Source organism: Streptomyces sp. NPDC059816 (genome assembly GCF_042732055.1).
Taxonomy (GTDB): domain Bacteria; phylum Actinomycetota; class Actinomycetes; order Streptomycetales; family Streptomycetaceae; genus Streptomyces.
In genome coordinates this window covers 57305-80300 of record NZ_JBHWIQ010000020.1, presented here as the reverse complement: position 1 = coordinate 80300, position 22996 = coordinate 57305, and the positions used below count along the sequence as shown (strand labels likewise).

21 protein-coding genes and 1 riboswitch are annotated in these 22996 nt (G+C 73.6%); of the genes, 11 read left to right on the top strand and 10 right to left on the bottom strand.

Features of this window, described 5'->3' with window-relative positions; all coding sequences use genetic code 11:
• Positions 1-33 precede the first annotated feature (33 nt).
• The 3 genes from ACFV88_RS25195 to ACFV88_RS25185 are packed head-to-tail and all read right to left on the bottom strand — an operon-like array spanning position 34 to position 3493.
• A complete protein-coding gene (locus ACFV88_RS25195) occupies positions 34-1563 on the bottom strand; it encodes an FAD-dependent oxidoreductase (RefSeq protein ID WP_385494152.1) in 1530 nt (509 codons plus the stop codon).
• Positions 1560-2279, bottom strand: coding sequence for a class I SAM-dependent methyltransferase (locus ACFV88_RS25190; protein WP_385494150.1), 720 nt, complete (start codon positions 2277-2279; stop codon positions 1560-1562). The genes ACFV88_RS25195 and ACFV88_RS25190 overlap by 4 nt, the downstream gene beginning before the upstream one ends.
• Positions 2276-3493 carry a lycopene cyclase family protein gene (locus tag ACFV88_RS25185; RefSeq protein ID WP_385494149.1) on the bottom strand — a complete coding sequence of 406 codons (1218 nt, stop codon included), beginning with the start codon at positions 3491-3493 and terminating at the stop codon, positions 2276-2278. The genes ACFV88_RS25190 and ACFV88_RS25185 overlap by 4 nt, the downstream gene beginning before the upstream one ends.
• Before the next feature lie 387 nt (positions 3494-3880).
• Here ACFV88_RS25185 and ACFV88_RS25180 point away from each other — a divergent pair, with 387 nt between their 5' ends.
• Both ACFV88_RS25180 and ACFV88_RS25175 read left to right on the top strand, forming a co-directional pair.
• Positions 3881-5323 (top strand): GuaB1 family IMP dehydrogenase-related protein, encoded by a 1443-nt coding sequence (locus tag ACFV88_RS25180; protein WP_385494148.1) that lies wholly within the window; start codon positions 3881-3883, stop codon positions 5321-5323.
• A gap of 168 nt (positions 5324-5491) precedes the next feature.
• The gene (locus ACFV88_RS25175) at positions 5492-5947 is read left to right on the top strand and encodes an Lrp/AsnC family transcriptional regulator (RefSeq protein ID WP_385494147.1); all 456 of its coding nucleotides are present in this window, start codon (positions 5492-5494) and stop codon (positions 5945-5947) included.
• Between the two features lie 27 nt (positions 5948-5974).
• Here the strand turns inward: ACFV88_RS25175 and ACFV88_RS25170 are convergent, their stop codons facing one another.
• Positions 5975-6724: a GntR family transcriptional regulator gene (locus ACFV88_RS25170; protein ID WP_385494146.1), complete on the bottom strand. Its 750-nt coding sequence runs from the start codon at positions 6722-6724 to the stop codon at positions 5975-5977.
• A 476-nt stretch (positions 6725-7200) separates the two neighbouring features.
• On the opposite strand from ACFV88_RS25170, the gene ACFV88_RS25165 reads away from it, so the two are divergent.
• Positions 7201-8892 carry a flavin monoamine oxidase family protein gene (locus ACFV88_RS25165; RefSeq protein WP_385494144.1) on the top strand — a complete coding sequence of 564 codons (1692 nt, stop codon included), beginning with the start codon at positions 7201-7203 and terminating at the stop codon, positions 8890-8892.
• Positions 8893-8955: 63 nt separating this feature from the next.
• On the opposite strand, the gene ACFV88_RS25160 is transcribed toward ACFV88_RS25165, so the two are convergent.
• Positions 8956-9570 carry a TetR/AcrR family transcriptional regulator gene (locus ACFV88_RS25160; RefSeq protein ID WP_385494143.1) on the bottom strand — a complete coding sequence of 205 codons (615 nt, stop codon included), beginning with the start codon at positions 9568-9570 and terminating at the stop codon, positions 8956-8958.
• Between the two features lie 119 nt (positions 9571-9689).
• Between ACFV88_RS25160 and ACFV88_RS25155 the strand changes: the two genes are divergently transcribed.
• Complete coding sequence (locus tag ACFV88_RS25155) at positions 9690-10436, top strand: SDR family NAD(P)-dependent oxidoreductase (RefSeq protein WP_385494142.1); 747 nt, start codon at positions 9690-9692, stop codon at positions 10434-10436.
• A gap of 21 nt (positions 10437-10457) precedes the next feature.
• Here the strand turns inward: ACFV88_RS25155 and ACFV88_RS25150 are convergent, their stop codons facing one another.
• Positions 10458-11150: a DUF5995 family protein gene (locus ACFV88_RS25150; protein WP_385494141.1), complete on the bottom strand. Its 693-nt coding sequence runs from the start codon at positions 11148-11150 to the stop codon at positions 10458-10460.
• Positions 11151-11338: 188 nt separating this feature from the next.
• Between ACFV88_RS25150 and ACFV88_RS25145 the strand changes: the two genes are divergently transcribed.
• Entirely contained in the window at positions 11339-12523 is a 1185-nt protein-coding gene (locus ACFV88_RS25145) for a glycoside hydrolase family 6 protein (RefSeq protein ID WP_385494140.1), read from the top strand.
• Positions 12524-12538: 15 nt separating this feature from the next.
• On the opposite strand, the gene ACFV88_RS25140 is transcribed toward ACFV88_RS25145, so the two are convergent.
• Complete coding sequence (locus ACFV88_RS25140) at positions 12539-12955, bottom strand: hypothetical protein (protein WP_385494139.1); 417 nt, start codon at positions 12953-12955, stop codon at positions 12539-12541.
• Between the two features lie 174 nt (positions 12956-13129).
• On the opposite strand from ACFV88_RS25140, the gene ACFV88_RS25135 reads away from it, so the two are divergent.
• A complete protein-coding gene (locus tag ACFV88_RS25135; RefSeq protein WP_385494138.1) occupies positions 13130-13360 on the top strand; it encodes a hypothetical protein in 231 nt (76 codons plus the stop codon).
• Positions 13361-13426: 66 nt separating this feature from the next.
• On the opposite strand, the gene ACFV88_RS25130 is transcribed toward ACFV88_RS25135, so the two are convergent.
• Both ACFV88_RS25130 and ACFV88_RS25125 read right to left on the bottom strand, forming a co-directional pair.
• Positions 13427-14845, bottom strand: a complete 1419-nt coding sequence (locus tag ACFV88_RS25130) for a uracil-xanthine permease family protein (protein ID WP_385494137.1) — start codon at positions 14843-14845, stop codon at positions 13427-13429.
• Between the two features lie 193 nt (positions 14846-15038).
• A complete protein-coding gene (locus tag ACFV88_RS25125) occupies positions 15039-16265 on the bottom strand; it encodes an MFS transporter (protein WP_385494135.1) in 1227 nt (408 codons plus the stop codon).
• A 221-nt stretch (positions 16266-16486) separates the two neighbouring features.
• Between ACFV88_RS25125 and ACFV88_RS25120 the strand changes: the two genes are divergently transcribed.
• Positions 16487-17761, top strand: coding sequence for an ROK family transcriptional regulator (locus ACFV88_RS25120; RefSeq protein WP_385494134.1), 1275 nt, complete (start codon positions 16487-16489; stop codon positions 17759-17761).
• On the opposite strand, the gene ACFV88_RS25115 is transcribed toward ACFV88_RS25120, so the two are convergent.
• A complete protein-coding gene (locus ACFV88_RS25115) occupies positions 17677-18429 on the bottom strand; it encodes an SDR family oxidoreductase (protein ID WP_385494132.1) in 753 nt (250 codons plus the stop codon). The genes ACFV88_RS25120 and ACFV88_RS25115 overlap by 85 nt on opposite strands.
• Before the next feature lie 479 nt (positions 18430-18908).
• Positions 18909-19039, top strand: a riboswitch (FMN riboswitch).
• Between the two features lie 143 nt (positions 19040-19182).
• Between ACFV88_RS25115 and ribD the strand changes: the two genes are divergently transcribed.
• The 4 genes from ribD to ACFV88_RS25095 are packed head-to-tail and all read left to right on the top strand — an operon-like array spanning position 19183 to position 22947.
• The gene (gene ribD, locus ACFV88_RS25110; protein WP_385494131.1) at positions 19183-20334 is read left to right on the top strand and encodes a bifunctional diaminohydroxyphosphoribosylaminopyrimidine deaminase/5-amino-6-(5-phosphoribosylamino)uracil reductase RibD; all 1152 of its coding nucleotides are present in this window, start codon (positions 19183-19185) and stop codon (positions 20332-20334) included.
• 2 nt (positions 20335-20336) lie between these two features.
• Positions 20337-20939 (top strand): riboflavin synthase, encoded by a 603-nt coding sequence (locus tag ACFV88_RS25105; RefSeq protein WP_385494130.1) that lies wholly within the window; start codon positions 20337-20339, stop codon positions 20937-20939.
• On the top strand, positions 20936-21589 hold the full coding sequence (locus ACFV88_RS25100) for a nicotinamide riboside transporter PnuC (protein ID WP_385494129.1): 654 nt from the start codon (positions 20936-20938) through the stop codon (positions 21587-21589). The genes ACFV88_RS25105 and ACFV88_RS25100 overlap by 4 nt, the downstream gene beginning before the upstream one ends.
• Positions 21586-22947, top strand: a complete 1362-nt coding sequence (locus tag ACFV88_RS25095) for a bifunctional 3,4-dihydroxy-2-butanone-4-phosphate synthase/GTP cyclohydrolase II (protein WP_385494128.1) — start codon at positions 21586-21588, stop codon at positions 22945-22947. The genes ACFV88_RS25100 and ACFV88_RS25095 overlap by 4 nt, the downstream gene beginning before the upstream one ends.
• Positions 22948-22996: the final 49 nt, after the last annotated feature.

Genomic DNA, 22996 nt, shown 5'->3' with positions numbered 1-22996 from the left:
CGGGGCCCGGCGCCGCAGGTCACCTCCCGCCGGTCACTTCCCGCGGGCCAGCGCCCGCAACACGGCGACGCGGCCCCGCCGGGGGACCGTGCGCAGCGGGTGCCCGCGCACGCCCCAGCGGGTCAGGAGGGCGTTGGCCGCCAGGAACCCGGTGGTGGCCGCGCGTTCCATGAGGGCCACCGGAAGCCCGCTGCGGACGTGGTCGCCGGCCAGGACCACCGTGGGGTGCGCGGTGGTGACCGCGGGGCGTTGCGCATAGCCGCCGACCGGGAACAGCGGGCAGTCCGCCCGCCACTCGTGACGCTGGTCGACCACCCGGGCGCGGGCCGTCTCCGGGTACACCCGGTGGAGCTGCTGGAGCAGCCGCGCCTGCTCGGCGGCCCGGTCGGCGTCCGGAGCCAGGGCGTACGCGTGCAACTCCACGACGCTGCCCCCGTGGCGGGCCGCCCAGCGCGCGGCCTCCCCCTCCCAGCGGTCCAGGACGCTGATGTTGTCCAGCGTCCCGAAGCCGCTGGTGCCCAGGAACCCGGCCCGCTCCGGTGCGACGGGCCGGTCGAGCCAGAGGCGGGAGACCAGGAACGGCGGGGCCTCCCGCGCGGCGAGGACCCGGGCGCGCCACGTCTCGTCACCCAGCCGGGGCGAGGCCGCGACGAGTCGCCGCAGCCCTCCGGTGTCGAGCGCCAACACCAGCGCGTCGTACCGGGTGGTCCGACCCCCGGCGGTGACGGACGGCCCGTCGGCGGCGCCCGGGTCCACCTCCTCGACGCCGCACTCGGTGCGCACCTCGGTGCCGAGCCGGTCCAGCCGGGCGGCGAGCGGATCCCACAGTGCGGTGGGGAACGGCTCGGTGGGCACGTCGAAGAGCAGCCCCTCGCTGGAGCCGAGGAAGTAGATGTGGAACATCAACGCCAGCTCCGCGGCCGACAGGTGACGCGGGTCGGCGAAGAAGCTACGGGAGAACACCTCGAACGCCAGGTGCCGGGCCGCTGCCGGGAACCGGATCTCCTCCAGGTAGTCCCGGGCGCTGATCCCGTCCAGCCGCCCGTACACCTCGGGCACCCGCACGTCCAGCAGCGGCAGGGCGGCCCGCGGGTCCATCCGGAGCAGGTCCCGCCAGCCGAAGGACGGGCTGAGCGCGACGAAGCCGAGGGCGCTGAACGGCGGCGTCCGCGGCACCCGGGCGAAACCGTCGGTCAGCCCGTCGTGGTGCAGCAGCGGGTAGTCGGGCAGCGCCCGCAGCCGTTCGAGTCCGGGGTCGGTGCGGCGCAGCAGGGCCCGCAGGTTGTAGTACTGGCGGAAGAAGGCGTGGAAGCCGCGACTCATGGTCACCGCCGAGCCGTCCGCCAACCGCACCGGCCAGCCCGCGAGCCGCCCGCCGAGCACCGGTTCCCGTTCGTGGAGGGTGACCCGTACGCCGCGTTCGGCGAGCGCGGTCGCCGCGGTCAGTCCGGCGATGCCCCCGCCGACGACCGCCACCGAAGGGGGCGGGTCCGTGGCCCGCGGACGTCCCGCCGGGGCGGGGAGGAGGACGGACCGGCGGTCGCGCCCGTACCGGGTGCTCACGCCACCGCCCCCGGGGCCGCCGCGACGAGGGTGTGCACCACACCGGTCTGCCAGCCGGACACCGGCAGCACCCGCACCCGGGTGAACCCGGCGCGTCGTACCCGTTCGCCGAAGGCGGGCGCCGTGTCGAAGGCGGTCACGCTGCCGAGCAGGTGCCGGTACAGCGCCCGGTCCCCGGTCAGCGCGCCCGCGGGGAGCGCGATACCGGCACACACCGCGTACCACACGGCGCGGTGCGCGCCCCGGCCGCTCAGCACGTACTCGTGGACCGCGAACCGCCCACCGGGCACCAGGAGTTCGCGCACCGCGCCCAACACCGGATCGGGGTCGCTGAGGTTGCGGAACAGGTACGCCGCGAACACCGCGTCGAACGGCCCCACCACCCCGTGTTCGGCCAGTGCCTCGGCGGGGGCCCGGACGAACCTCACGTTCGACGGCCAGGACTTGGCGCGGGCCCGTGCCAGCATGCCGCCCGAGGCGTCGACCGCGGTGATCCGGGCCCGGGGCGCGGCGTCCAGCAGGGCGGCGGTGGACGCCCCGGTGCCGCACCCCAGGTCCAGGACGCGCAGCCCGGTGCCGTCGTGCGGCAGCCCGAGCCGGTGCGCGGAGCGGCGCAGCTGGCGGTGGTAGCCGGGGTTGACGGCGGTCAACCGGTCGTACGAGCGGGACGCGTGGTCGAACGCGGCCGACAGGGCGTCGTCGCGCAGCAGGGTCATCGTGGGGGCCTTCCGTTGGTGGCGCGGCGGGGGACGAAGGGCAGTTCCAGGGCGGTGTGCAGCATCGGCCGCACGGGGGTGCGCAGCCCGATCGCGAAGTCCTCGGACGGTCGGGTGTCCCCGTCCAGGAAGCGCAGCAGCGTCGGCAGCGGCACGGTGCGGAACAGCCGGGTGAAGAAGGGGGCGCCGGCGACCCGGCCGGTGTCCAGCGCCCGCAGCAGGACGGCGTCCATGGCGCGGGCCCGCGGGCCGTGGGCCGGCGGTGGCACGGGGACGCGTCCGGCGTGCAGCAGGGCGGCGACGGCGCGGGTCTGCCGCTGCACCCCGGCGAAGGTGTACCCGGTGGAGGGGCGGGTCGCCCCGCCCGCGGCGCCGATCCGGAACACCGAGGCCCCCGCACGCACCGTCGAGCGGGTGTCGGCCATGGGGATCACTCCCTGTTCGACGGCGGTGACCTCGTACCCGTCGATGCCGAGGATCCGGTCCAGGTAGTGCCGCAGGGCCCGGTCGTAGCCCTCGCCGGTGAGGACGGTGCGGGAGAACTCGGTGTACTCGACCAGGGCGGTGCACGGGCCGGTCGGCAGGACGTACCCGAACGACAGGCCGCGCGCCGGCTGCGGGGTGCGGAAGTCCATCAGATCGGCGGTGTCCGGGCGGAACGAGGGCCGTCGCGTCCGGACGAACCACCCCCGGAAGTGCTGGAGCAGCACGGTGCGGGCCGGGGGAGCGACCCGCGGCGGCCGGGAGTCGAAGACCCAGCGGGCCCGCAGCCGCAGCGGGGAACCGTCCGCACGGGTGCCGTGCACCTCGGCGCCCTCCCGGCCGACCGGGTCGTCCACGATCCCGTGGACGACGGCCGTCAGCCGCCGCACCCCCGCTGCGGTGATCCGGGTGCCCACGGCGGTGCTGAACTCGGTGGAACGGAGCATCTTGTACCGCAGCGGCGTCGTCCGTCCGGTCGTCGCCGCACCGTCCGGGCCGTGCACCCGCAGCCGGTCCCAGGCCGCCGTCAGCAACGCGTCGTAGGGGCCGCCGGGCCCCTCCCAGAAGCACCAGGTGCGGTCGGGCGGGCGCAGCGGGCCCGGTGGGGCGTCGATCAGCGTCACGGACAGGGGCGTGGACAGGGGTGCGCGCGGAGCCTGCTCGGTCAGCCAGTGGGCCAGCGACAGTCCGGCCGCGCCGGCGCCCACGATCACCACATCGGTGCCGGACACCCGTCACCCTCCTTCCATCGGGTCGGGACAGAACGGCGTGCCCGCCCGTCCACCGACCCCTTCCGGACCGGACGCGACGTCGGATGCGCCGCGGGGGACACGATTCCGCGTCCCCGGCCGAAAACGCGGTACGCACCGCCGGGCGGGGAGGAGTCGGCCGCCCCAGGGCGGGGCAGGGTGGGGGGAGACAGCGCGGGGCACGCGGGGGTAGGGGGTCGGCCCACGGCCTTGACCTTGACCTTGGAGGAAAGGACGAACGCCCCGTTCCGTGCCCTGGATGATCGTCCCAGGTCGGTGCAGAGCCGTCTCATGGGACACTGAAGTACGTGCTTTTCCCCCGACTGACCTGTTCGGGGGCCACCTCTGATCGACTGGGATGAGCAGCACGTGCGTTTCCTGAATGACCTCAAGCCCCCGTACGACCTGACCTACGACGACGTCTTCATGGTCCCGCGCCGTTCGGCCGTCGGCTCCCGGCAGGGCGTGGACCTCTCGTCCCCGGACGGTTCGGGCACCACCATTCCGCTCGTCGTCGCCAACATGACCGCGATAGCCGGCCGGCGGATGGCCGAGACCGTGGCCCGCCGCGGCGGGATCGTGGTGATTCCCCAGGACATCCCGATCGAGGTCGTCACCGACGTGGTCGGCTGGGTCAAGAGCCGCCACCTCGTGCTGGACACCCCCATCGTGCTGGTCGCCCACCAGACCGTCGCGGACGCGCTGGCCCTGCTGCCCAAGCGGGCCCACCACGCCGGCGTCGTGGTCGACGAGCACCACCGGCCGATCGGCGTGGTCACCGACCAGGACCTCACCGGGGTCGACCGGTTCACCCAGCTCAACGAGGTCATGTCGCGCGACCTGCTGATCCTGGACGCGGACATCGACCCCCGCGAGGCGTTCAACCAGCTCGACTCGGCGAACCGCCGGTACGCCCCCGCGGTGGACGCCGACGGGCGGCTCGTGGGCATCCTCACCCGCCGCGGCGCCCTGCGCGCCACCCTGTACACCCCGGCCACCGACGCGCGCGGCCGGCTGCGGATCGCCGCGGCCGTGGGCATCAACGGGGACGTCGCGGGCAAGGCGAAGCAGCTCCTCGACGCGGGCGTGGACACCCTGGTGGTGGACACGGCCCACGGCCACCAGGAGTCGATGATCGCCGCCGTGCGGGCCGTCCGCGCGCTGGGTCCCGAGGTGCCGATCGTGGCGGGCAACGTGGTCGCCGCCGAGGGCGTCCGCGACCTCGTCGAGGCGGGCGCCGACATCATCAAGGTCGGCGTCGGACCGGGCGCGATGTGCACCACCCGGATGATGACCGGCGTGGGCCGCCCGCAGTTCTCCGCCGTGCTGGAGTGCGCCGCGGAGGCCCGCAAGTACGGCAAGCACGTCTGGGCCGACGGCGGGGTGCGCCACCCCCGCGACGTCGCCATGGCGCTCGCCGCCGGCGCGTCGAACGTGATGGTCGGCTCCTGGTTCGCCGGGACGTACGAGTCGCCGGGCGACCTCCAGCAGTCCGCCGAGGGCCGGCTGTACAAGGAGTCGTTCGGCATGGCGTCTGCCCGGGCCGTTCGCAACCGCACCAGCGAGGAGTCCGCGTACGACCGGGCCCGCAAGGCGCTGTTCGAGGAGGGCATCTCCACCTCGCGCATGTACCTCGACCCGGAGCGGCCCGGCGTGGAGGACCTGATCGACTCGATCATCGCGGGCGTCCGCTCCTCCTGCACCTATGCGGGTGCCGGATCGCTGGAGGAGTTCGCCGAGCGGGCGATCGTCGGGGTGCAGAGCGCCGCCGGCTACGCGGAGGGCAAGCCGCTGCACGCGAGCTGGAACTGACGGGCCGGCCGGTACCGGGCGCGGTGGTCCGCACCGCCCCCGGGGCCGGCCGCCTCCGTGTCGCGTCCGCCTCCGGGCGGGCCCGGTCACGGCCGTGTTCTACTGCGGGGACGGCCCACCGCCGTCCCCGCAGCAGTCGGGGCCAGTGAGAGAAGCGAACGACCCGCCGTGCGACTGAACGACCTCGACGAAGCCATCGTCCACGCCCTCGCCCAGGACGCCCGCCGTTCCTACGCCGACATCGGCCAACAGGTGGGCCTGTCCGCGCCGGCCGTCAAACGCAGGGTGGACCGGCTGCGCGCGACCGGCGCGATCACCGGCTTCACCGTCCGGGTCGACCCGGCCGCCATGGGCTGGGAGACGGAGGGCTTCATCGAGCTGTACTGCCGCAGCAACACGTCGGTGGAGGAGATCCACCGGGGGCTCGAACCGTACGCGGAGGTCGTGGCGGCCTCCACCGTGACCGGGGCCGCCGACGCGGTGGTGCAGGTCTTCGCCGCGGACATGCGGCACTTCGAGCGCGTCCTCGAACGCATCGCGGCCGAGCCCTTCGTGGAGCGCACCAAGTCGGTACTGGTGCTGTCCCCGCTGCTGCGCCGCTTCTCGTCCGGTACGCCGGGCTGATCCCTCGACCGGCCCGGCGCGAGGCGGTCAGCCGAGGCCCGGGCCCGTACGGCGGGCCAATGTGTTGTGGTGGAGCGAGTTGTGGACGCTGAAGCCGACCGCGTCCGAGCGGTAGCGGTCCTCGGAGCACTCCACCGGTCGGCCCTCCCGGGTCGTCGTGGTCCGTCGTACCCGCAGCAGCGGGCTGGTGCGTCGCACGTCGAGGAGTTCGGCGTCCCGGGCGCCGGCCGCCACCGCGTCGATGAGGTGCTCCCCGTGGGCGAGGACCAGCCCGGTGTCCTCGAACAGCGCCTGTGTGACGGAGGGGGCGTCGGCCGGGACGCGTTCCACCGCGGGGGCGATCCAGCCCGCGTACACGGTCCGCTCCAGCAGCACCGGTTCGCCGTCCAGCCCGCGCAGCCGCAGGACGTGCAGCACGCGTGCGCCCGGCTGGAGTCGGAGCCGTGAGGCCTGTTGCGCTCCGGCCGGGCGGTACTCCGAGCCGATGACCCGACCGCTGGCCTCGCGTCCCATCGACCGGGCCCACCGGGCGAAGCTGCGCAGTTCCGCGAAGCTCTGGCCGCGGCGGCCGGCGAGCACCACCCGGCGGGCGCCCTGTCGGGACCCTATGAGTCCCTCGGTGGTCAGTGCGGTGACGGCCTGCCGGACGGTGCCCCGGGAGACGCCGTAGTGGGCGGCGAGTTCGGTTTCCGACGGGAGCAGCGCGCCCACCGCGTACTCCTCGGTGTCGATCGCCCGGCGCAGTTCCTCGGCGATCTCCTCGTGCCGGGGCGCCATCTTCCCCGTCCTCCCCGTGTTCGTCCGTTCGGCCGGCCCCGCCGGTCGTGGTCGTCGGGCCGGTACGTGTGCGCAGCATGTGATGCGGTGCCCAGCCTAGACGAAGCTCCGGGCGCTCCGGGAGGGGCGGTGAGTATCCAGGCAGCGAGGACGAGCCGTTCGTTGAGCCTTCATCCAATGGGGGGCCGCGTTGAGCATGTATGAGGCAACTTGTTCGAACAAGTCATCTCGCCCTCCATGCCTCCGCCGACCCGTCCTGCGCGGCCGGGCGCCCTGACCCCGCCCGGACCCGCCCCGGAGCGCAACGAATCGCCGTGAAGGGCGCGCAGAACGCAATGAATCGCCAGGTCACGCGCAACGGACGCGTCTTGTCCCGGTGGAACGCCGAAACGTACCGTCGAGGACGGCCCTGCCTCTCCCCCCGAGTTCCCGCCGCCGCCGCGGCCGTAGTCCCCCGTGCAAGGAGTCCCCACCCCATGACGTCCACGGTGCCCACAGCCGTCCAGCACACCGACGCGCAGCCGCCGATCACCATGTTCGGCCCGGACTTCCCCTACGCGTACGACGACTTCCTCGGTCACCCGGCCGGGCTCGGGCAGGTCCCCGCGACGGCGCACGGCACCGAGGTCGCGGTGGTCGGCGGCGGACTGTCCGGGATCGTGGCCGCGTACGAGCTGATGAAGATGGGCCTCAAGCCGGTGGTGTACGAGGCCGACCAGATCGGCGGGCGGCTGCGCACCGTCGGTTTCGACGGCTGTGACCCCTCGCTCACCGCCGAAATGGGCGCCATGCGGTTCCCGCCCTCGTCCACCGCGCTCCAGCACTACATCGACCTGGTGGGCTTGGAAACCCGGCCCTTCCCCAACCCGCTCGCCGAGACGACGCCGTCGACCGTGGTCGACCTCAAGGGCGAGTCCCACTACGCCCGCACCCTGGACGACCTGCCCGATGTGTACCGCCAGGTCGCCGAGGCGTGGAACGCCTGCCTGGAGGAGGGCGCCGACTTCTCCGACATGAACCAGGCCATGCGCGAGCGCGACGTCCCCCGCATCCGGGAGATCTGGGCGCGACTCGTCGAGAAGCTGGACAACCAGACCTTCTACGGTTTCCTCTGCGACTCGGAGGCGTTCCGGTCCTTCCGGCACCGGGAGATCTTCGGTCAGGTCGGGTTCGGCACCGGTGGGTGGGACACGGACTTCCCCAACTCGATCCTGGAGATCCTCCGGGTCGTCTACACCGAGGCCGACGACCACCACCGCGGCATCGTCGGGGGCAGTCAGCAGCTTCCGCTGCGGTTGTGGGAGCGGGCGCCGGGCAAGATCGTCCACTGGGCGCCGGGCACCTCGCTGTCCTCGTTGCACGACGGCGCCCCGCGTCCCGCGGTGACCCGACTGCACCGCACGGCGGGCAACCGGATCACGGTCACCGACACCACGGGCGACATCCGCACCTACCCGGCGGTGGTGTTCACCGCCCAGTCCTGGATGCTGCTGTCGAAGATCGACTGCGACGACGCGCTGTTCCCCATCGACCACTGGACGGCCATCGAGCGCACCCACTACATGGAGTCGAGCAAGCTGTTCGTCCCCGTCGACCGGCCGTTCTGGCTGGACAAGGACGAGGCGACCGGCCGGGACGTCATGTCGATGACCCTCACCGACCGGATGACGCGGGGCACCTACCTGCTGGACGACGGTCCGGACAAGCCCGCCGTCATCTGCCTCTCGTACACCTGGTGCGACGACAGCCTCAAGTGGCTCCCGCTCTCCGCGCACGAGCGCATGGAGGTCATGCTCAAGTCGCTCGGCGAGATCTACCCGGACGTCGACGTCCGACGGCACATCATCGGCAACCCGGTGACGGTGTCCTGGGAGAACGAGCCGTACTTCATGGGGGCCTTCAAGGCCAACCTGCCGGGTCACTACCGGTACCAGCGACGGCTGTTCACGCACTTCATGCAGGACCGGCTGCCCGAGGACAAGCGGGGCATCTTCCTCGCCGGTGACGACATCTCCTGGACCGCCGGTTGGGCCGAGGGCGCCGTGCAGACCGCGCTCAACGCCGTGTGGGGCGTGATGCGCCAGCTCGGCGGGGAGACCGACGCCACGAACCCCGGCCCGGGCGACCTGTACGACGAGATCGCCCCGGTGGAACTGCCGGAGGACTGATCCGGCCGTCCGTCCCTGCGTTCCCCGGCGTTCCCCTGCGTTCCCCCTGACGGCGTCCCCGGCTCAGCCGGTGGGCGCCGTCACCGCGTCCCAGGCGGCCAGCGCGCGGTCCGCGATCCGCTCCAGCTCCGTGTGCCCGGCGCCGTCCCGGGCCTGTACCGACATGCCCTGGAGGACCGCCGTGTAGAACGCGGCGACCGCCCTGGTGTCGGTGTCGGACGTCAACTCGCCCGCGCGCACCCCCTGGTCGAGCCGGGCGCGCAGGGCGTCCGCACCCTCGCGACGGCGCTCCGCGAGGTGGTCGCGCACTCCGGAGCCGGACGGGGAGCAGTTCATCGCCGACAGCACGATCATGCAGCCCGCGGGACGGCCGTCATGGGCGTAGGCGCGGGCGTTCAAGCGCAGTACGGCGGCCACCGCGGCGTAGGCGGTCGGCTCCTCGACCAGGGCCCGGGTCGCCGGTTCGCCCTCGGTGGCGTCGTAGAGGGCGACGGCCTCCCGGAACAGCTGCTCCTTCGAGCCGAAGGCCGCGTACAGGCTCGGTGAGCTGATGCCCATGGCCGCGGTCAGGTCGGTCACCGAGGTGGCCTCGTAGCCGTACCGCCAGAAGGTCTCCATGGCACGGGCCAGAGCGGTGTCCCGGTCGAACGCGCGGGGGCGTCCACGGGGCGGGGGCATGACGGTCTCCCTTCGGTCGAGCAATTCTGTAACGAGCGACAAATATATGCCTTGACGTGCCGGGGTGTGGAGGTGAATGATTCTGTAGCGATCGACACAGAAATGGGAGGGGTGCGGGGATGAGCACATTGACCGGCAAGGTCGCGTTGGTGACGGGGGGCAGCCGGGGCATCGGGGCGGCCGTCGTACGCAGACTCGCCCGGGACGGGGCGGCCGTGGCGTTCACCTACGTCAGTGACCTCGGTGAGCAGCGCGCCGCGGCACTGGTGGCCGAGGTCGAAGCGCTGGGCGGCAGGGCGCTGACGATCAAGGCGGACTCCGCCGATCCGGCGGCCGTCGTCGAGGCCGTCCGGCGAACGGCGGACGAACTGGGGCGACTCGACGTCCTGGTCAACAACGCGGGCATCTTCCCCTTCGGGCCGGTGGAGGAGGTGACGCTCGAAGAGCTCGACCGGGCGCTCGCCGTGCACGCCCGGGCGGCGTTCCTCGCCGTACAGGCCGCCTCGCCGCACCTGCCGGCGGGCGGGCGGATCATCAGCATCGGCAGCAACCTCGCCGAGCGGGTGCCGTTCGGCGGCGTCGCGCTGTACTCCATGACCAAGGCGGCCCTCGGCGGGCTGACCCGGGCGCTGGCCCGGGAGTTCGGCCCGCGGGACATCACCGTGAACGTGGTGCACCCGGGGTCCACCGACACCGACATGAACCCCGGGAACGGCCAGGACGCCGACGACCAGCGGGCGTTGTCGGCGCTGGGACGCTTCCTGGCCCCCGACGACGTGGCCGCGACGGTCGCCCACCTGGCGGGGCCGGGCGGCCGGCACATCACCGGAGCGGCGATCACCGTGGACGCCGGGACCAACGCGTAACCCGGGGCGCCCCCGGCGGCCTCAGCGGGACGGGGTCAGCAGAAAGCGGGACACGAGGCCGACCGCCGCGTCCAGCCGGGCGGCGGTCTCGTCACCGAGCTCCGGCAGCCGGCGCAGCGCCCACAGGCAACGGGCCGAGGACCAGGCGGCGTCCCGCGCCCGCTCCAGGCTCCACGCCCCCGCCAGATGGGTGAGCGGATCCGCCAGCTCCAGCAGGTCGGGGCCTGGCATCAGCTCCTCGCGCACCTGCTCCTCCAACGCCACGAGCAACTCGCCGACCCGGTCGAACTCGTCCTCCAGGTCGGCGGGTTCGCAGGCGAGCGTACGGCAGGTGTCCACCACGGCCAGCGCCAGATCGTGCCCGATGTGCGCATTGACGCCCGCCAGCGCGAACTGCACCGGACGTACCCCCGGATGCCGGCGGAACTGGAACAGCGGCTGCCAACAGGCCGGCGGACGCTCCCCCTCCTCCACCGCCCGCACCGCCACCAGGTACCGCCGGGCGAAGAGGACGGCCAGGGTGGTCGCGGCCCGTCGGTCGGGGAAGCCACCGCCGTGGATGTCCCGGCCGACCCTTTCGGTGACGGTCAGGTAGACGCCGTTGAAGACCGACACCCCGTCTCCCGGCGGCCACTGCGCACCGAGCGCACGCATGGCCCGTACCACCGCGTCCACCCCGTGCGTCGGTGCGGGGAACTCCGTCAACCGTGTCATGGCGGCAGCGTCCCAGCTCTAGGCTGTCCCGGGTGCCGATGGGCCGGGGGCTTCCCCGGAACGGGGGAACGGTCGCACGGCACCGGGGGAGGGGAGGCGCCGTGCCCGGTGCGCACGCGAGGCGACCCGGCGGACGGGCGGGTGAGACCCGCCGTCCGCGTCGACGCCACGGACGGCACCGGACCGCGATGGTGCTGGCCGCCTCGGCCGTCGCCCTGCTCGGTACGGTCGCCGGCACGCTCGACGCACTGCGGGAGCGCGGCGGTCCGGCGCACGAGGCGCGGCCCCGGATCACCTCCACCCCGATCGTCCCGCCACTCCCGGTCGAACCGCCGCCGTCCCCCTCGCCCCGGCGCTCCGCCCCACCGGACGAGACGGCGACCCCGGGCCCCACCACCACCCCGTCGGCCAGCGCGAGCCGCACCCCGCGCCCGTCGGCACCGACCAGGTCCGCCCCCGCGCGCCCCGCGACCCGTGCGCCCGCCACCCGGAAGGCCCCCGCGTCCTCCGGGCTCTACCGTCACCCCGAGTCCCAGGTACTGGACTGGGTACGGGCCAACCCCGGTGACCCCCGGGCCGCGGCCATCAGGTCCGAGATCGCGGAGCGACCCGCCGCCGTCTGGTTCGCGGACTACACGCCCACCAACATCACCGCCCGGGTGCGGGCCGTGACCTCGGGCGGATCGGACAGCGGACGGGTTCCCGTGGTGGTCCCGTACACCATCCCCGACCGCGACTGCGGCGGCGCCTCCCAGGGCGGCGCCCCGGACACCGCCGCCTACGACGACTGGATCGACCGGTTCGCCGCCGGGCTCGGCGACGACGAGGTCATCGTCGTCCTCGAACCCGACGCGGTCGCCCTGGCCGACTGCCTCCCGGACGCCGCCCGCGAACGGCGCTACCAGTCCCTGGCCCGGGCCGGTCGGGTCCTGAAGGAGGCCAATCCGCAGGCCCGGGTCTACTTCGACGCCGGTCACTCCGGCTGGCACGCCCCCGCGACCATCGCGGCCCGACTGCGCGAGGCGGGGGCCGGATCGGCGGACTCCTCGGACGGGATCTTCACCAACGTCTCCAACTTCCACCGGACCACCGACGAGAACGCGTTCGCCCGGGCCGTGCTGGACGCCCTCGACGGGGCCCCCGGTCTCGGTGCCGTGGTCGACACCAGCCGCAACGGCAACGGCGCCCCCGCCGACGGTGCCTGGTGCGATCCGGCCGGCCGTGCGCTGGGCCGACCGCCGACCCTGAACACGGGGGAGCCCCGCCTCGACGCGTACCTGTGGGTCAAGCTGCCCGGCGAGTCGGACGGCTGCCGGGGCCGTCCGGGAACGTTCACCCCGGCGTACGCCTACGAACTCGCCACCGGCGGCTAGTTCGTCGCCCCGGGGCTACGTGCTGGCGATCTCCTTCCTGAGTTGGTGGGTGAAGCGACGCAGGAGGTCCAAGGTCTCCTGGAACTCGGCCCTACGGTCGTCCCTGCCGTCGGTGGGCCGGGTGCTCCAGACCCGACGCGCGAGGGCGTCGGCGAGGTCGACGGTGCCGTCGGCGCAGAGCAGGTAGAGGGCCGAGCGTGCTTCCTGCATCCGGTCCGCCAACTCGTCGGCCCCGGGGCCGTCGTCGCCGAGCCGGGTCTCCTTCAGGTGGTCCAGCAGTTGCGCCACTGCCGTGTTGAAGCCGATTCCGGCCTTGAGTTTCTGCTCGCGGAGCCACAGACGGTCCTGTCGGCGCGCGGTGAACCACGAACCGAGCAGGACACCCACGAGGCCGATGGCGGCCCCGACGGCCACCGGCAGCACGTTCCCCACGGTCAGCTCCCCCCGACGTCAGTGACGTCAGGCTACCGAGAGGCCCCGAGCCCCCGCAGGCGCAACGGCCGGGACGCGCGCCGGGCCGTCGGCACCGTCGATATCGGCTCGCGCGACGCCCGCCGACCGAGCACCATGGGCCTGCGTACGCGAGACCTCCGGGAGGCGGGGCAGATGGCAGCGGCACAGGGGTTCGTGTTCGAGGAACGCGGCGACGGCACCGTGGAGATACGGCACCACGGGCGGTCGGCGACCGTTCTCCGGGGTGCCCGGGCCGCGCGGTTCCTCCAGGAGGCGGCGACCGGTGACCAGCAACGGGTCATGGCCCGTTGGACCGGCAACTACCGGCGGGGCAACGAACGGACCGCCCGCCAGCACCCCCGCAACACCCACGGCCGGGGATAAGGTTTCCCCGCGCGGCACCGCACAGGGGCCGGGGCCCACGGCGCGCTGCGGACCCCGCCCGCGCCGCTACCCCCGGCGCGGGGTGTCGCCGTCCTTGCCGTCCGACCGGCGAGGAGCCTCGTCGTACGTCGACGTCCCGGAGTCCAACAACGGCTCCTGCGTCTTGAGGTGGGCCGGGGCCAGTGCGCGCAGCGCGTGGTATCCGGTGATGACGACGATGGTGCCCAGGGCGATGCCGCTGAGGGAGAACGTGTCGGAGAACTCCAGCGAGACGTTGCCGACGCCGATGACGATGCCCGCGGCGGCCGGCACCAGGTTCAGCGGATTGCGCAGGTCCACGCCCGCGTTGATCCAGATCTGCGCACCGAGCAGCCCGATCATCCCGTACAGGATGACGGTGATCCCGCCGAGCACCCCGCCGGGGATCGCCGCCACGACCGCACCGAACTTGGGGCACAGCCCGAACAGCAGCGCGAAGGCCGCCGCCGCCCAGTAGGCGGCCGTCGAGTAGACCCGGGTCGCGGCCATGACGCCGATGTTCTCCGAGTACGTGGTGTTGGGCGGGCCGCCCACGGCGGTGGACAGCATCGACGCGGCGCCGTCGGCGGAGATCGCGGTGCCCAGCTTGTCGTCCAGCGGATCACCGGTCATCTCGCCGACCGCCTTCACATGGCCCGCGTTCTCGGCGACGAGCGCGATGACCACCGGCAGCGCCACCAGCACGGCCGACCACTCGAACGACGGCCCGTGGAACGACGGCAGGCCGATCCAGTCCGCCCCGCCCACCGCCGACAGGTCGAGGCGCCAGTGGTCGACGACCTTCCCCGAGCCGTCGTTCGAGTGGATCATGCCGAAGACCCGGTCGAACAGCCAGGAGATCCCGTACCCGAAGAGCAGCCCCAGGAAGATCGCGATACGGGACCAGAAACCCCGTAGGCACACCACCGCGGCGCCGGTGAACAGCATCACCAGCAACGCGGTCCACTGGTCCTGCGGCCAGTAGGTGGTGGCGGTGACCGGCGCCAGGTTGAAACCGATCAGCATCACCACGGCGCCCGTGACGATCGGCGGCATGGCCGCGTGGATGATCCGCGCACCGAACCGCTGCACCGCGATGCCCACCAGGAACAGCGCCACGCCGACCACGAACACCGCACCGGTCACCGTCGCACTGGTGCCGCCCTGCGCCCGGATCACGGCCGCCACCCCGACGAAGGACAGTGAGCAGCCCAGGTAGCTGGGCACCCGGCCCTTGGTCGCCAGCAGGAAGATGGCCGTCGCCACCCCGGACATCATGATCGCGAGATTCGGGTCAAGGCCCATCAAAACGGGCGCTACGAAAGAGGCGCCGAACATGGCCACCACGTGTTGTGCACCCAGGCCGAAGGTCCGTGGCCAGGAAAGCCGTTCGTCCGGCCGGACGACGGCGCCCGGGGCGGGGGTCCGCCCGTCGCCGTGCAGCTTCCAGCGCACACCGAGGTCCATGGGGAGGTCACTTTCTGTCCGTACGCCGGGATGATCGGGGACATGCTAAAGGTCCCGGGATCGCCCGGTCCCGGCGGCATGGCACCGGCGCGCCCCCGCACCCGGCTGCCCGGCATCCGGACGCCCCCTGCTCCCGACCTGCGGCGCAGGGGCAGGCGGTCGGGAGCAGGGGGGCGTGTGTACGGATCGTCCGTCAGGGCTTCGAGGTCGGAGTCGTGGCGCTCGGCGAGTCGACCCGGGGTCGGGTGGTGCGCTCGGCCGTCCGGAGCACGCCCGCGAGGGCGATCAGCCCGAAGGCCAGCGCCGTGACCAGCCCGAACGACACCACCAGGCTCGTCAGATCGGCGAGCGCCCCGACGGCGGACGGTGCGAGCAGGCTCGACGAGTAGGTGACGGTGGCGACGCCCGCGATGGCCATGCTGGCGTTCGGCCCGCTGCGCCCGGCCGCGGCGAACGCCAGCGGCACGACCACGGCGACCCCCAGCCCGAGCAGGGCGAACCCGCTCATGGCCACCGCCGGATGGTTCGAGGTCACGACCATCAGTCCGCCGACCGCGGCGAGAGCGCCGCCCACCCGCACGGTCCGCACCGCGCCGAAGCGGTCGACGACCCGGTCGCCCGCCAGCCGCGCCACCGCCATGGTCAGGGTGAAACCGGTGGTGGAAGCGGCGGCCAGCCCCGGCGACGCGTCCAGGACGTCCCGCAGGTAGACGGCCGACCAGTCGAGGCTCGCGCCCTCCACGAAGACCGCGCAGAAGCCGACGGTGCCGATGAGCAGGGCCGAACGCGGCGGCAGCGCGAACCGGGGCGGCGGCTCCTCGTCCACTGCGGGCCGCATGTCCAGCACCCCGCGGCAGGCGGCGAGGCCCAGCAGTGTGAGGACGGCCGCCGTCAGGACGTGGTGCACGCGTGCGTCGGTGCCCAGGTGCGCGGCGAGGGTGCCGCCGACCGAGCCGATCAGGGCGCCCACGCTCCACATCCCGTGCAACCCGGACATGATGGACCGGTCGAGCCGTCTCTCCAGGTCGACGCCGAGCGCGTTCATCGTCACGTCCGACATCCCGGAGGTGGCCCCGTAGACGAAGAGCGCCACGCACAGGGTCGCCAGGTTCGGTGCCAGCGCGGGCAGGGCCAGCGACAGCGTCCACAGGGCCAGCAGTGCGCGCAGTGCGGTGCGTGCGCCGAACCGATGGCCGATCCTGCCGGCCAGGGGCATCGCGAGGGCCGCGCCGATCGCGGGGAAGGCGAGGGCGAGCCCCAACTGGCCGGCGCTCACCCCCGCGTGGTCCTGGATCCACGGCACCCGGGTCGCGAACGATCCGGTGACCGCGCCGTGCACGCAGAACACGGCGGCCACCGCGTACCGGGCGCGTCGAACCGCCGTCGTGACCTGGGCCGTCGAGGCCCCCTTGCTCGCCATTCGGTGTTGCCTCCCGCTGTGCCCGGCCCTCGGGCCGGTCCTCGTGCCGACGGCCGGTCGACCGTCGTGGCCGTCCCGTCCGGTACGACCGCGGCGTAAACTATCAGGAACCTTGCCTGATAAATAGACCTCGATGTCGTCCGCACCCACGGGACTAGCGACGGAACGGCAGGACAGGACGGCCGGCGACCCGCCGGTCGGCGTCTGGAAGGATCGACCGCATGCCCGCATCACCGAGCACGGCCCGCGCCATCAACGACCGGCTCGCGCTGAGCCTCCTCCAGAGCAAGGGCCCCCTGACGGCCGGGCAGCTCAAGCAACTCACCGGCCTGTCCCGGCCCAGCGTCGCCGACCTGGTCGAGCGGCTCCAGCACAGCGGCCTGGTCACCGTCGTCGGCGAGTCCGGCGCCCAACGGCGCGGCCCGAACGCCCGGCTGTACGGGATCGTCGCCGACTACGCGCACCTGGCCGCGCTCGACGTCCGCAAGCAGAGCGTCTCCGTGATCGTCTCGGACCTCGTCGGCCAGGTGGTGGCCGAGGCATCGGCCCCCGTCACCGGCGACCCCCGGACGGCCGCGGCTCAGGTCGTCGCCCTCGTCGAGCGGACCGCGGAGCGGGCCGGGGCCACCGCTCTGCACAGTGTGGGGGTTGGCGCGCCGGGCCTCGTCGACCCGGCCACCGGCGAACTGCGCAACGGCACCGGCCGGCCCACCTGGCACCACAGCCTGATGACGGCCCTCCAGGAACGCCTCCCGACCCGGGTGATCGTCGAGAACGAGACCAACCTCGCCGCCCTGGCCGAACAGCGGGAGGGCGCCGCGCGGGACCGCGACACCTTCGTCCTGCTCTGGCTCAGCCACGGGGTGGGCGCCGCGATCGTCCTCGACGGAGCCCTGCGCCGGGGCGCCTCCGGCGGTGCCGGCGAGATCGGGTTCCTCCCCGTGCCCGGCACCGACGGCCTGCCCTCCGTCCACTCCTGCGGCGGCGGCTTCCACGACCTCGCCGGGTCCGGCGCCGTCGTCGACCTCGCGACCCGGTACGGGATGACGGCCGCCGCCGTCGCCCACGAGCCGCCCGCCGCCGCCGTGGTCCGGGCGGCGGTCGCCGGGGCGCCGCCGGCCGGACCCGCCGCGCTGCCCGGCGGCGCCGACGCCTTCCTCGACGCGCTGGCCGCCCACATCGCCGTGGGCACGGCGGCGGTCACCGCCGTGCTCGACCCCGGTTGCGTCGTGCTCGGCGGCGAGGTGGGCCGCGCCGGGGGAGCGGACCTCGCCGCCCGGGTCGGCGCCCGCATCGCCGCGCTGACCCCGCTGCGCACCGAGGTCCGTCCCGGTGAACTGGGCGGCGCCGCGGTCCTGCGCGGCGCCCTGTTCACCGCGCGGGACGCCGCACAGGACGAGTTGTTCTCCCCTCAGCCCCTCTTCGACGGTTCGAGGACCCTGGTCAGGAACGCCTCGAACGTCTCCCGCCCCACCGCCCGGTCCGGGGTCAGATGACCACCCGCGCGTAGCGCCCGCGCCACCTTCCCGGGCAGCGGCACCCGCACGGTCCGCCGGCGCCGCCCGCTCGCCGCCAGGTACGCCGTCGCCAACTCGCCGAGGTCCCGCACCTGCGGTCCGCCCAGTTCGGGCACCCGGCCGGCCGGTGTCCCGTCCGCCAGTTCCGCCAACCGGTCCGCGACCTCACCGGACCCGATCGGCTGATCGGCCACCCCTGCCGGGACGAACATCACCGGCGGCTTGGCCAACCCCGTCAGCAGGGTGAGCACCAGATCGTGGAACTGCGTCGTCCGCAGGATCGTCCAGCCGGTGCCGGACGCCTCGATCAGCCGCTCCACGGCCCACTTCGTCCGGTAGTACCCGAGCGGCACCCGGTCGACCCCGACGATCGAGATGTAGACGAGGTGCCCCACCCCCGCCCGCCGGACGGCCTCGATCAGACGGCGGGCGGCCACTTCGTCCCCGCGCTGCCCGCTCGCGCAGTGCACGACCACGTCCGCCCCGCGCAACGCCTCGTCCAGCGGACCGCTCCCCTTGACCAGGTCCACCGCGTACGGCTGGGCGCGCCGGCTCACCACCCGCACCGTGTGCCCCGCCTCCCGCAGCCGGTCCACCACCTGCCTGCCGAGCGTTCCCGTACCGCCGGTCACCACCGTCGTGGTCATCGCGCACCCGCCTTCCGCTGCCGTCGACGTCCCGAACGGAACGCCCTCACCAGTCACGACGGACACGGGGCCGCATCCGTGACACCCACGCCGACGCACCCCTCGATCGGCGGACGCGCCTGCGTCAGGGCGGCACGGCGCAGCGGGGACGTACGCGGGGGGGGCGTCGCGGCTCGACGGACCCAGGACCGCCATGGACCCGGCGGCGGGCAAGGGCCGTAGACTCCGCCGCCGGGCGCTCCGTCGAACGCTGGCCGCGTCCGAGGGCAGGGCTCCTCCTTGGGGGTGACGCAGAGAGTAGGGAGCCCTTCACAGCTCCGTCAATAGCCGGGCGCATCGCCCAAGTCGACTGTCCGGAAATTGAGTTGCCGTCGGGGGCGGACATCGCGCCCGCACGGGCGCCCCCTTGTGAGCCAGTCCACAACCACGCGCCCGCATGGCCCGCCGGCGAGCGTGGCAGACTGGTTCCGTACCAGCAGCAGCGCACTCCGGGGTCGGTGAAAGTCCGAGCCGGCGGTTAAAGTCCGCGACCCGGTCACCTCCAGTGACCGGTTGACCAGGTGAAATTCCTGGACCGACGGTGAAAGTCCGGATGGGAGGCAGTGCGCGCGGGCGAGCACGTCAGGTGTGCGCCGAGGTCCGGTGCCGTCCTTTCCGCGGACGGTCACGACCCCGTGCCCCCGGTGTGTCACGTCCGTCTTCTGTCGTCCTCGACAGCCCCGGAGTCCGTGCCCGAAGAGGCAGGAGGACCCGGTGGCCACCGCAGCCGAAGCAGCCGCCATGCGGCGCGCCGTCGCGCTCGCCGCGCACGGACTCGGCCACACCAGCCCCAACCCCGTCGTCGGGTGCGTCCTCATCGACGCCCGCGGCGAACCGGTCGGCGAGGGCCACCACCAGCGTGCCGGAGGCCCGCACGCCGAGGTGCACGCCCTGCGCGCGGCCGGCGAGCGGGCCCGCGGCGCCACCGCCGTGGTCACCCTCGAACCCTGCGACCACACCGGCCGCACCGGCCCCTGCTCCCGGGCCCTGCTGGCCGCCGGAGTGACCCGGGTCGTCTACGCCGTGGCCGACCCCACCCCCGATGCGACCGGCGGCGCGGACACCCTGCGCGCGGCCGGCGTCGACGTGGAACGCGGGCTCCTCGCCGCCGAGGCCGAGACGGTGAACGCCGCCTGGCTGACCTCCGTGCGGCGCGGACGCCCCCACGTCACCTGGAAGTACGCCGCCACCCTCGACGGCCGGACCGCCGCCGCCGACGGCACCAGCCGGTGGATCAGCTCGCCGCAGGCCCGGGCCGACGTGCACCGGTTGCGCGCCGAGTCCGACGCCGTCGTCGTCGGCGCGGGCACCGCCCGGGCCGACGACCCCCACCTCGCCGTCCGCGGGATCGAGGGCGCCCGCCAGCCGCTGAGGGTCGTCCTCGACACCTCCGGCACCGCGGTGCGCCCCGGCGCCCGGGTCCTGGACGCCGCGGCACCCACCCTGATCGCCGTGGCCGAGGACGTCACCGCGACGCCGTTCAGCAGCGAGGGCGCCGCGCAGCCGGCGGTCGTCCGGCTCCCCCGCGCCGAAGGGGGCCTGTCCGTTCCCGCCCTGCTCGCCGACCTGCACGCCCGGGGCGTGCGGTCCGTGCTGCTGGAGGGCGGCGCGCGGCTCGCCGGAGCGTTCGTCGCCGCCGGAGCCGTGGACCGGGTGATCGGTTATCTCGCCCCGGTCCTGCTCGGAGGCGGGCCGGCCGTCCTGAACGGCGCAGGAATCACCACCCTCGCCGAAGCGTTGCGCCTCGACATGAACGAGACCGTCCCGGTGGGAGCCGACCTCCGCATCACCGCGACGCCCGCTCCACCCGCCCCTTCCGGGCCCGCCACAGCCGCCGTTCCTCCCGCGCACACGAAGGAGCACTGACCGTGTTCACCGGAATTGTCGAAGAACTCGGCGAGATCACCGCAGTCCAGGAACTCGGCGACGCCTCCCGCTTCCGTCTGCGCGGTGCCGTCGTCACCCAGGACGCGGGGCACGGCGACTCGATCGCGGTCAACGGCGTCTGCCTGACCGTCGTGGAGCTGACCGGCGACGAGTTCACCGCCGACGTCATGGCCGAGACCCTGAAGCGGTCGAGCCTCGGCGCCCTCGCCGTGGGCTCCCGGGTCAACCTGGAACGGCCCACCGCGGTCGGCGCCCGACTCGGCGGCCACATCGTGCAGGGCCACGTCGACGGCACCGGGACGGTCCTGGCGCGGGAGCCCTCCGAGCACTGGGAGATCGTCCGGATCTCGCTGCCCCGGGAACTGGCCCGCTACGTCGTGGAGAAGGGCTCCATCACCGTCGACGGCGTCAGCCTCACCGTGGTGGAAGCGGGTGACGAGCACTTCACCGTCAGCCTCATCCCGACCACCCTCGACCTGACCACGCTCGGCATCAAGCGCCCCGGCGACCCGGTCAACCTGGAGGTCGACGTGATCGCCAAGTACGTCGAGCGGCTGCTCGGGGCCCGCGGAGAACAACGATGAGCGGGCTGGGCTGGCTCCAGTCCACCGCGTTCACCGCCTTCGACCAGCGGGTCATCTGGTCGGACCTGATCGGCAACTCCGTCGGACTGGTCGCCCTGGCGCTCGGCTGGCGCCGTTCGCTGTGGACCTGGCCCGTGCAGCTGCTCTCCGGCGTCATCCTCGTCGCCGCGTACGCCCACGCCGAACTCGCCGGTGGCGTCGGCAAGCAGCTCCTCGTCATCGGGGTCGCCCTGTGGGGTTGGCGCCAGTGGACGCGCGGCAGGCAGGAGGCCGGTGACGGCTCCCTGGCCGTCCGCTTCGCCACCTGGAAGGAACGGGGGCTGTTGCTGGGCGGCACCGCGCTCGGCACCCTCGCCGTCGGCCTGCTCTTCACCGCCGTGCCCGAACTGTCGTGGAACCCGTGGCCCGACGCGTACATCTTCGTCGGCACCCTGGCCGCGATGGTCGCCCAGGCCCGGGGCCTGGTGGAGTTCTGGTTCGCCTGGATCCTCGTCGACGTCGTCGGCGTCCCCCTCGCCTTCTCCAGCGGGCTCGCCTTCTCGGGCCTGGTCTACGTCGTCTACTTCGCCCTCGCCCTGTGGGGCATGCGCGACTGGTGGCTGCGGTCCCGAGCGGCTGCGCAGCCCCCACTGAAAGGAGTCCCCGCATGAACGGCCACCCGGCATCCGGCACCGTCCTCCCCGGACGACACCTCCCGCCCGTCCGGCCCGCCGGTGCCACCGGGGGGAGTGACAGCGCACAGGGCACCGACGACGAGCGGTTGACCCTCGATCCGGTGGAGCGGGCGATCGCGGACATCGCCGCGGGCCGCCCCGTGGTGGTGGTGGACGACGAGGACCGAGAGAACGAGGGCGACCTCGTGCTGGCCGCCGAGAAGGCCACCCCCGAGATCGTCGCCTTCATGATGAGCGAGTGCCGGGGCCTGATCTGCGCCCCGATGGAGGGCGTCGAACTGGACCGCCTCCAACTGCCGCAGATGGTCGACGAGAACACCGAGTCCATGCGGACCGCGTTCACCGTCTCCGTCGACGCCGGCGCCGCGCACGGCGTCACCACCGGGATCTCCGCCGCCGACCGCGCCACCACCCTGCGCCTCCTCGCCGACGGGACCTCCGCGCCCGGCGAGTTCGTCCGGCCCGGCCACGTCTTCCCGCTGCGCGCCCGCCCCGGCGGCGTGCTCGCCCGGGACGGTCACACCGAGGCCGCCGTCGACCTGGCCCGGCTGGCCGGACTGCGGCCCGCCGGGGCCATCGTGGAGATCGCCGGCGAGGACGGCCGGATGCTGCGGCTGCCCGAACTCGTCCCGTTCGCCCGCAAGCACGGCCTGTCGATCATCTCCATCGCCGACCTGATCGCCTACCGCAGGACCACCGAGGAACCCGCCGTACGCCGCGAGGCCGCGGTACGACTGCCCACCGCGCACGGGGACTTCACGGCGTACGGGTACCGCGCGACCGCCGACGGCGTCGAGCACCTCGCCCTGGTGTACGGGGAGGTCGGCGACGGCGAGGACGTCCTCGTACGGGTCCACTCCGAGTGCCTCACCGGAGACGTCTTCCAGTCCCTGCGCTGCGACTGCGGACCGCAGTTCCAGGCGTCGATGGAACGGGTCGCCGCCGAGGGCCGGGGCGTGGTCGTCTACCTGCGCGGTCACGAGGGCCGCGGCATCGGCCTGATGTCCAAGCTGCGCGCCTACGAACTCCAGGAGCGCGGGCACGACACCCTCGACGCCAACCTCGAACTGGGGCTGCCCGCCGACGCCCGCGACTACGGCGCCGGCGCCCGCATCCTCAAGGACCTCGGCGTGCGCAGCCTGCGGTTGCTCACCAACAACCCGGAGAAGACCGACGCCCTGGTGCGGCACGGTCTCGCCGTCAACGGACGCGAACCCGTGCCCGTGCAGGCCGGTGAACACAATCTGCGCTACCTGCGCACCAAGCGGGACCGCATGGGGCACGACCTGCCCTGGCTGGACGCCCCCGCCACCCGGGCCTGCGCCAACCAGTGACATCCGGGGCACGCCCCGACACCCTGAAGCACCCGCAGGACCCGCACCA

Bases quoted from the DNA above. Each gene is read 5' to 3' on its own strand.
- ACFV88_RS25190 (WP_385494150.1), bottom strand. From the start codon at position 2,279: ATGACCCTGCTGCGCGACGACGCCCTGTCGGCCGCGTTCGACCACGCG.
- ACFV88_RS25170 (WP_385494146.1), bottom strand. From the start codon at position 6,724: ATGGCGCCCCGGCACGAGGAGATCGCCGAGGAACTGCGCCGGGCGATC.
- ACFV88_RS25165 (WP_385494144.1), top strand. From the start codon at position 7,201: ATGACGTCCACGGTGCCCACAGCCGTCCAGCACACCGACGCGCAGCCG.
- ACFV88_RS25160 (WP_385494143.1), bottom strand. From the start codon at position 9,570: ATGCCCCCGCCCCGTGGACGCCCCCGCGCGTTCGACCGGGACACCGCT.
- ACFV88_RS25155 (WP_385494142.1), top strand. From the start codon at position 9,690: ATGAGCACATTGACCGGCAAGGTCGCGTTGGTGACGGGGGGCAGCCGG.
- ACFV88_RS25150 (WP_385494141.1), bottom strand. From the start codon at position 11,150: ATGACACGGTTGACGGAGTTCCCCGCACCGACGCACGGGGTGGACGCG.
- ACFV88_RS25145 (WP_385494140.1), top strand. From the start codon at position 11,339: ATGGTGCTGGCCGCCTCGGCCGTCGCCCTGCTCGGTACGGTCGCCGGC.
- ACFV88_RS25135 (WP_385494138.1), top strand. From the start codon at position 13,130: ATGGCAGCGGCACAGGGGTTCGTGTTCGAGGAACGCGGCGACGGCACC.
- ACFV88_RS25130 (WP_385494137.1), bottom strand. From the start codon at position 14,845: ATGGACCTCGGTGTGCGCTGGAAGCTGCACGGCGACGGGCGGACCCCC.
- ACFV88_RS25125 (WP_385494135.1), bottom strand. From the start codon at position 16,265: ATGGCGAGCAAGGGGGCCTCGACGGCCCAGGTCACGACGGCGGTTCGA.
- ACFV88_RS25120 (WP_385494134.1), top strand. From the start codon at position 16,487: ATGCCCGCATCACCGAGCACGGCCCGCGCCATCAACGACCGGCTCGCG.
- ACFV88_RS25115 (WP_385494132.1), bottom strand. From the start codon at position 18,429: ATGACCACGACGGTGGTGACCGGCGGTACGGGAACGCTCGGCAGGCAG.
- ACFV88_RS25100 (WP_385494129.1), top strand. From the start codon at position 20,936: ATGAGCGGGCTGGGCTGGCTCCAGTCCACCGCGTTCACCGCCTTCGAC.
- ACFV88_RS25095 (WP_385494128.1), top strand. From the start codon at position 21,586: ATGAACGGCCACCCGGCATCCGGCACCGTCCTCCCCGGACGACACCTC.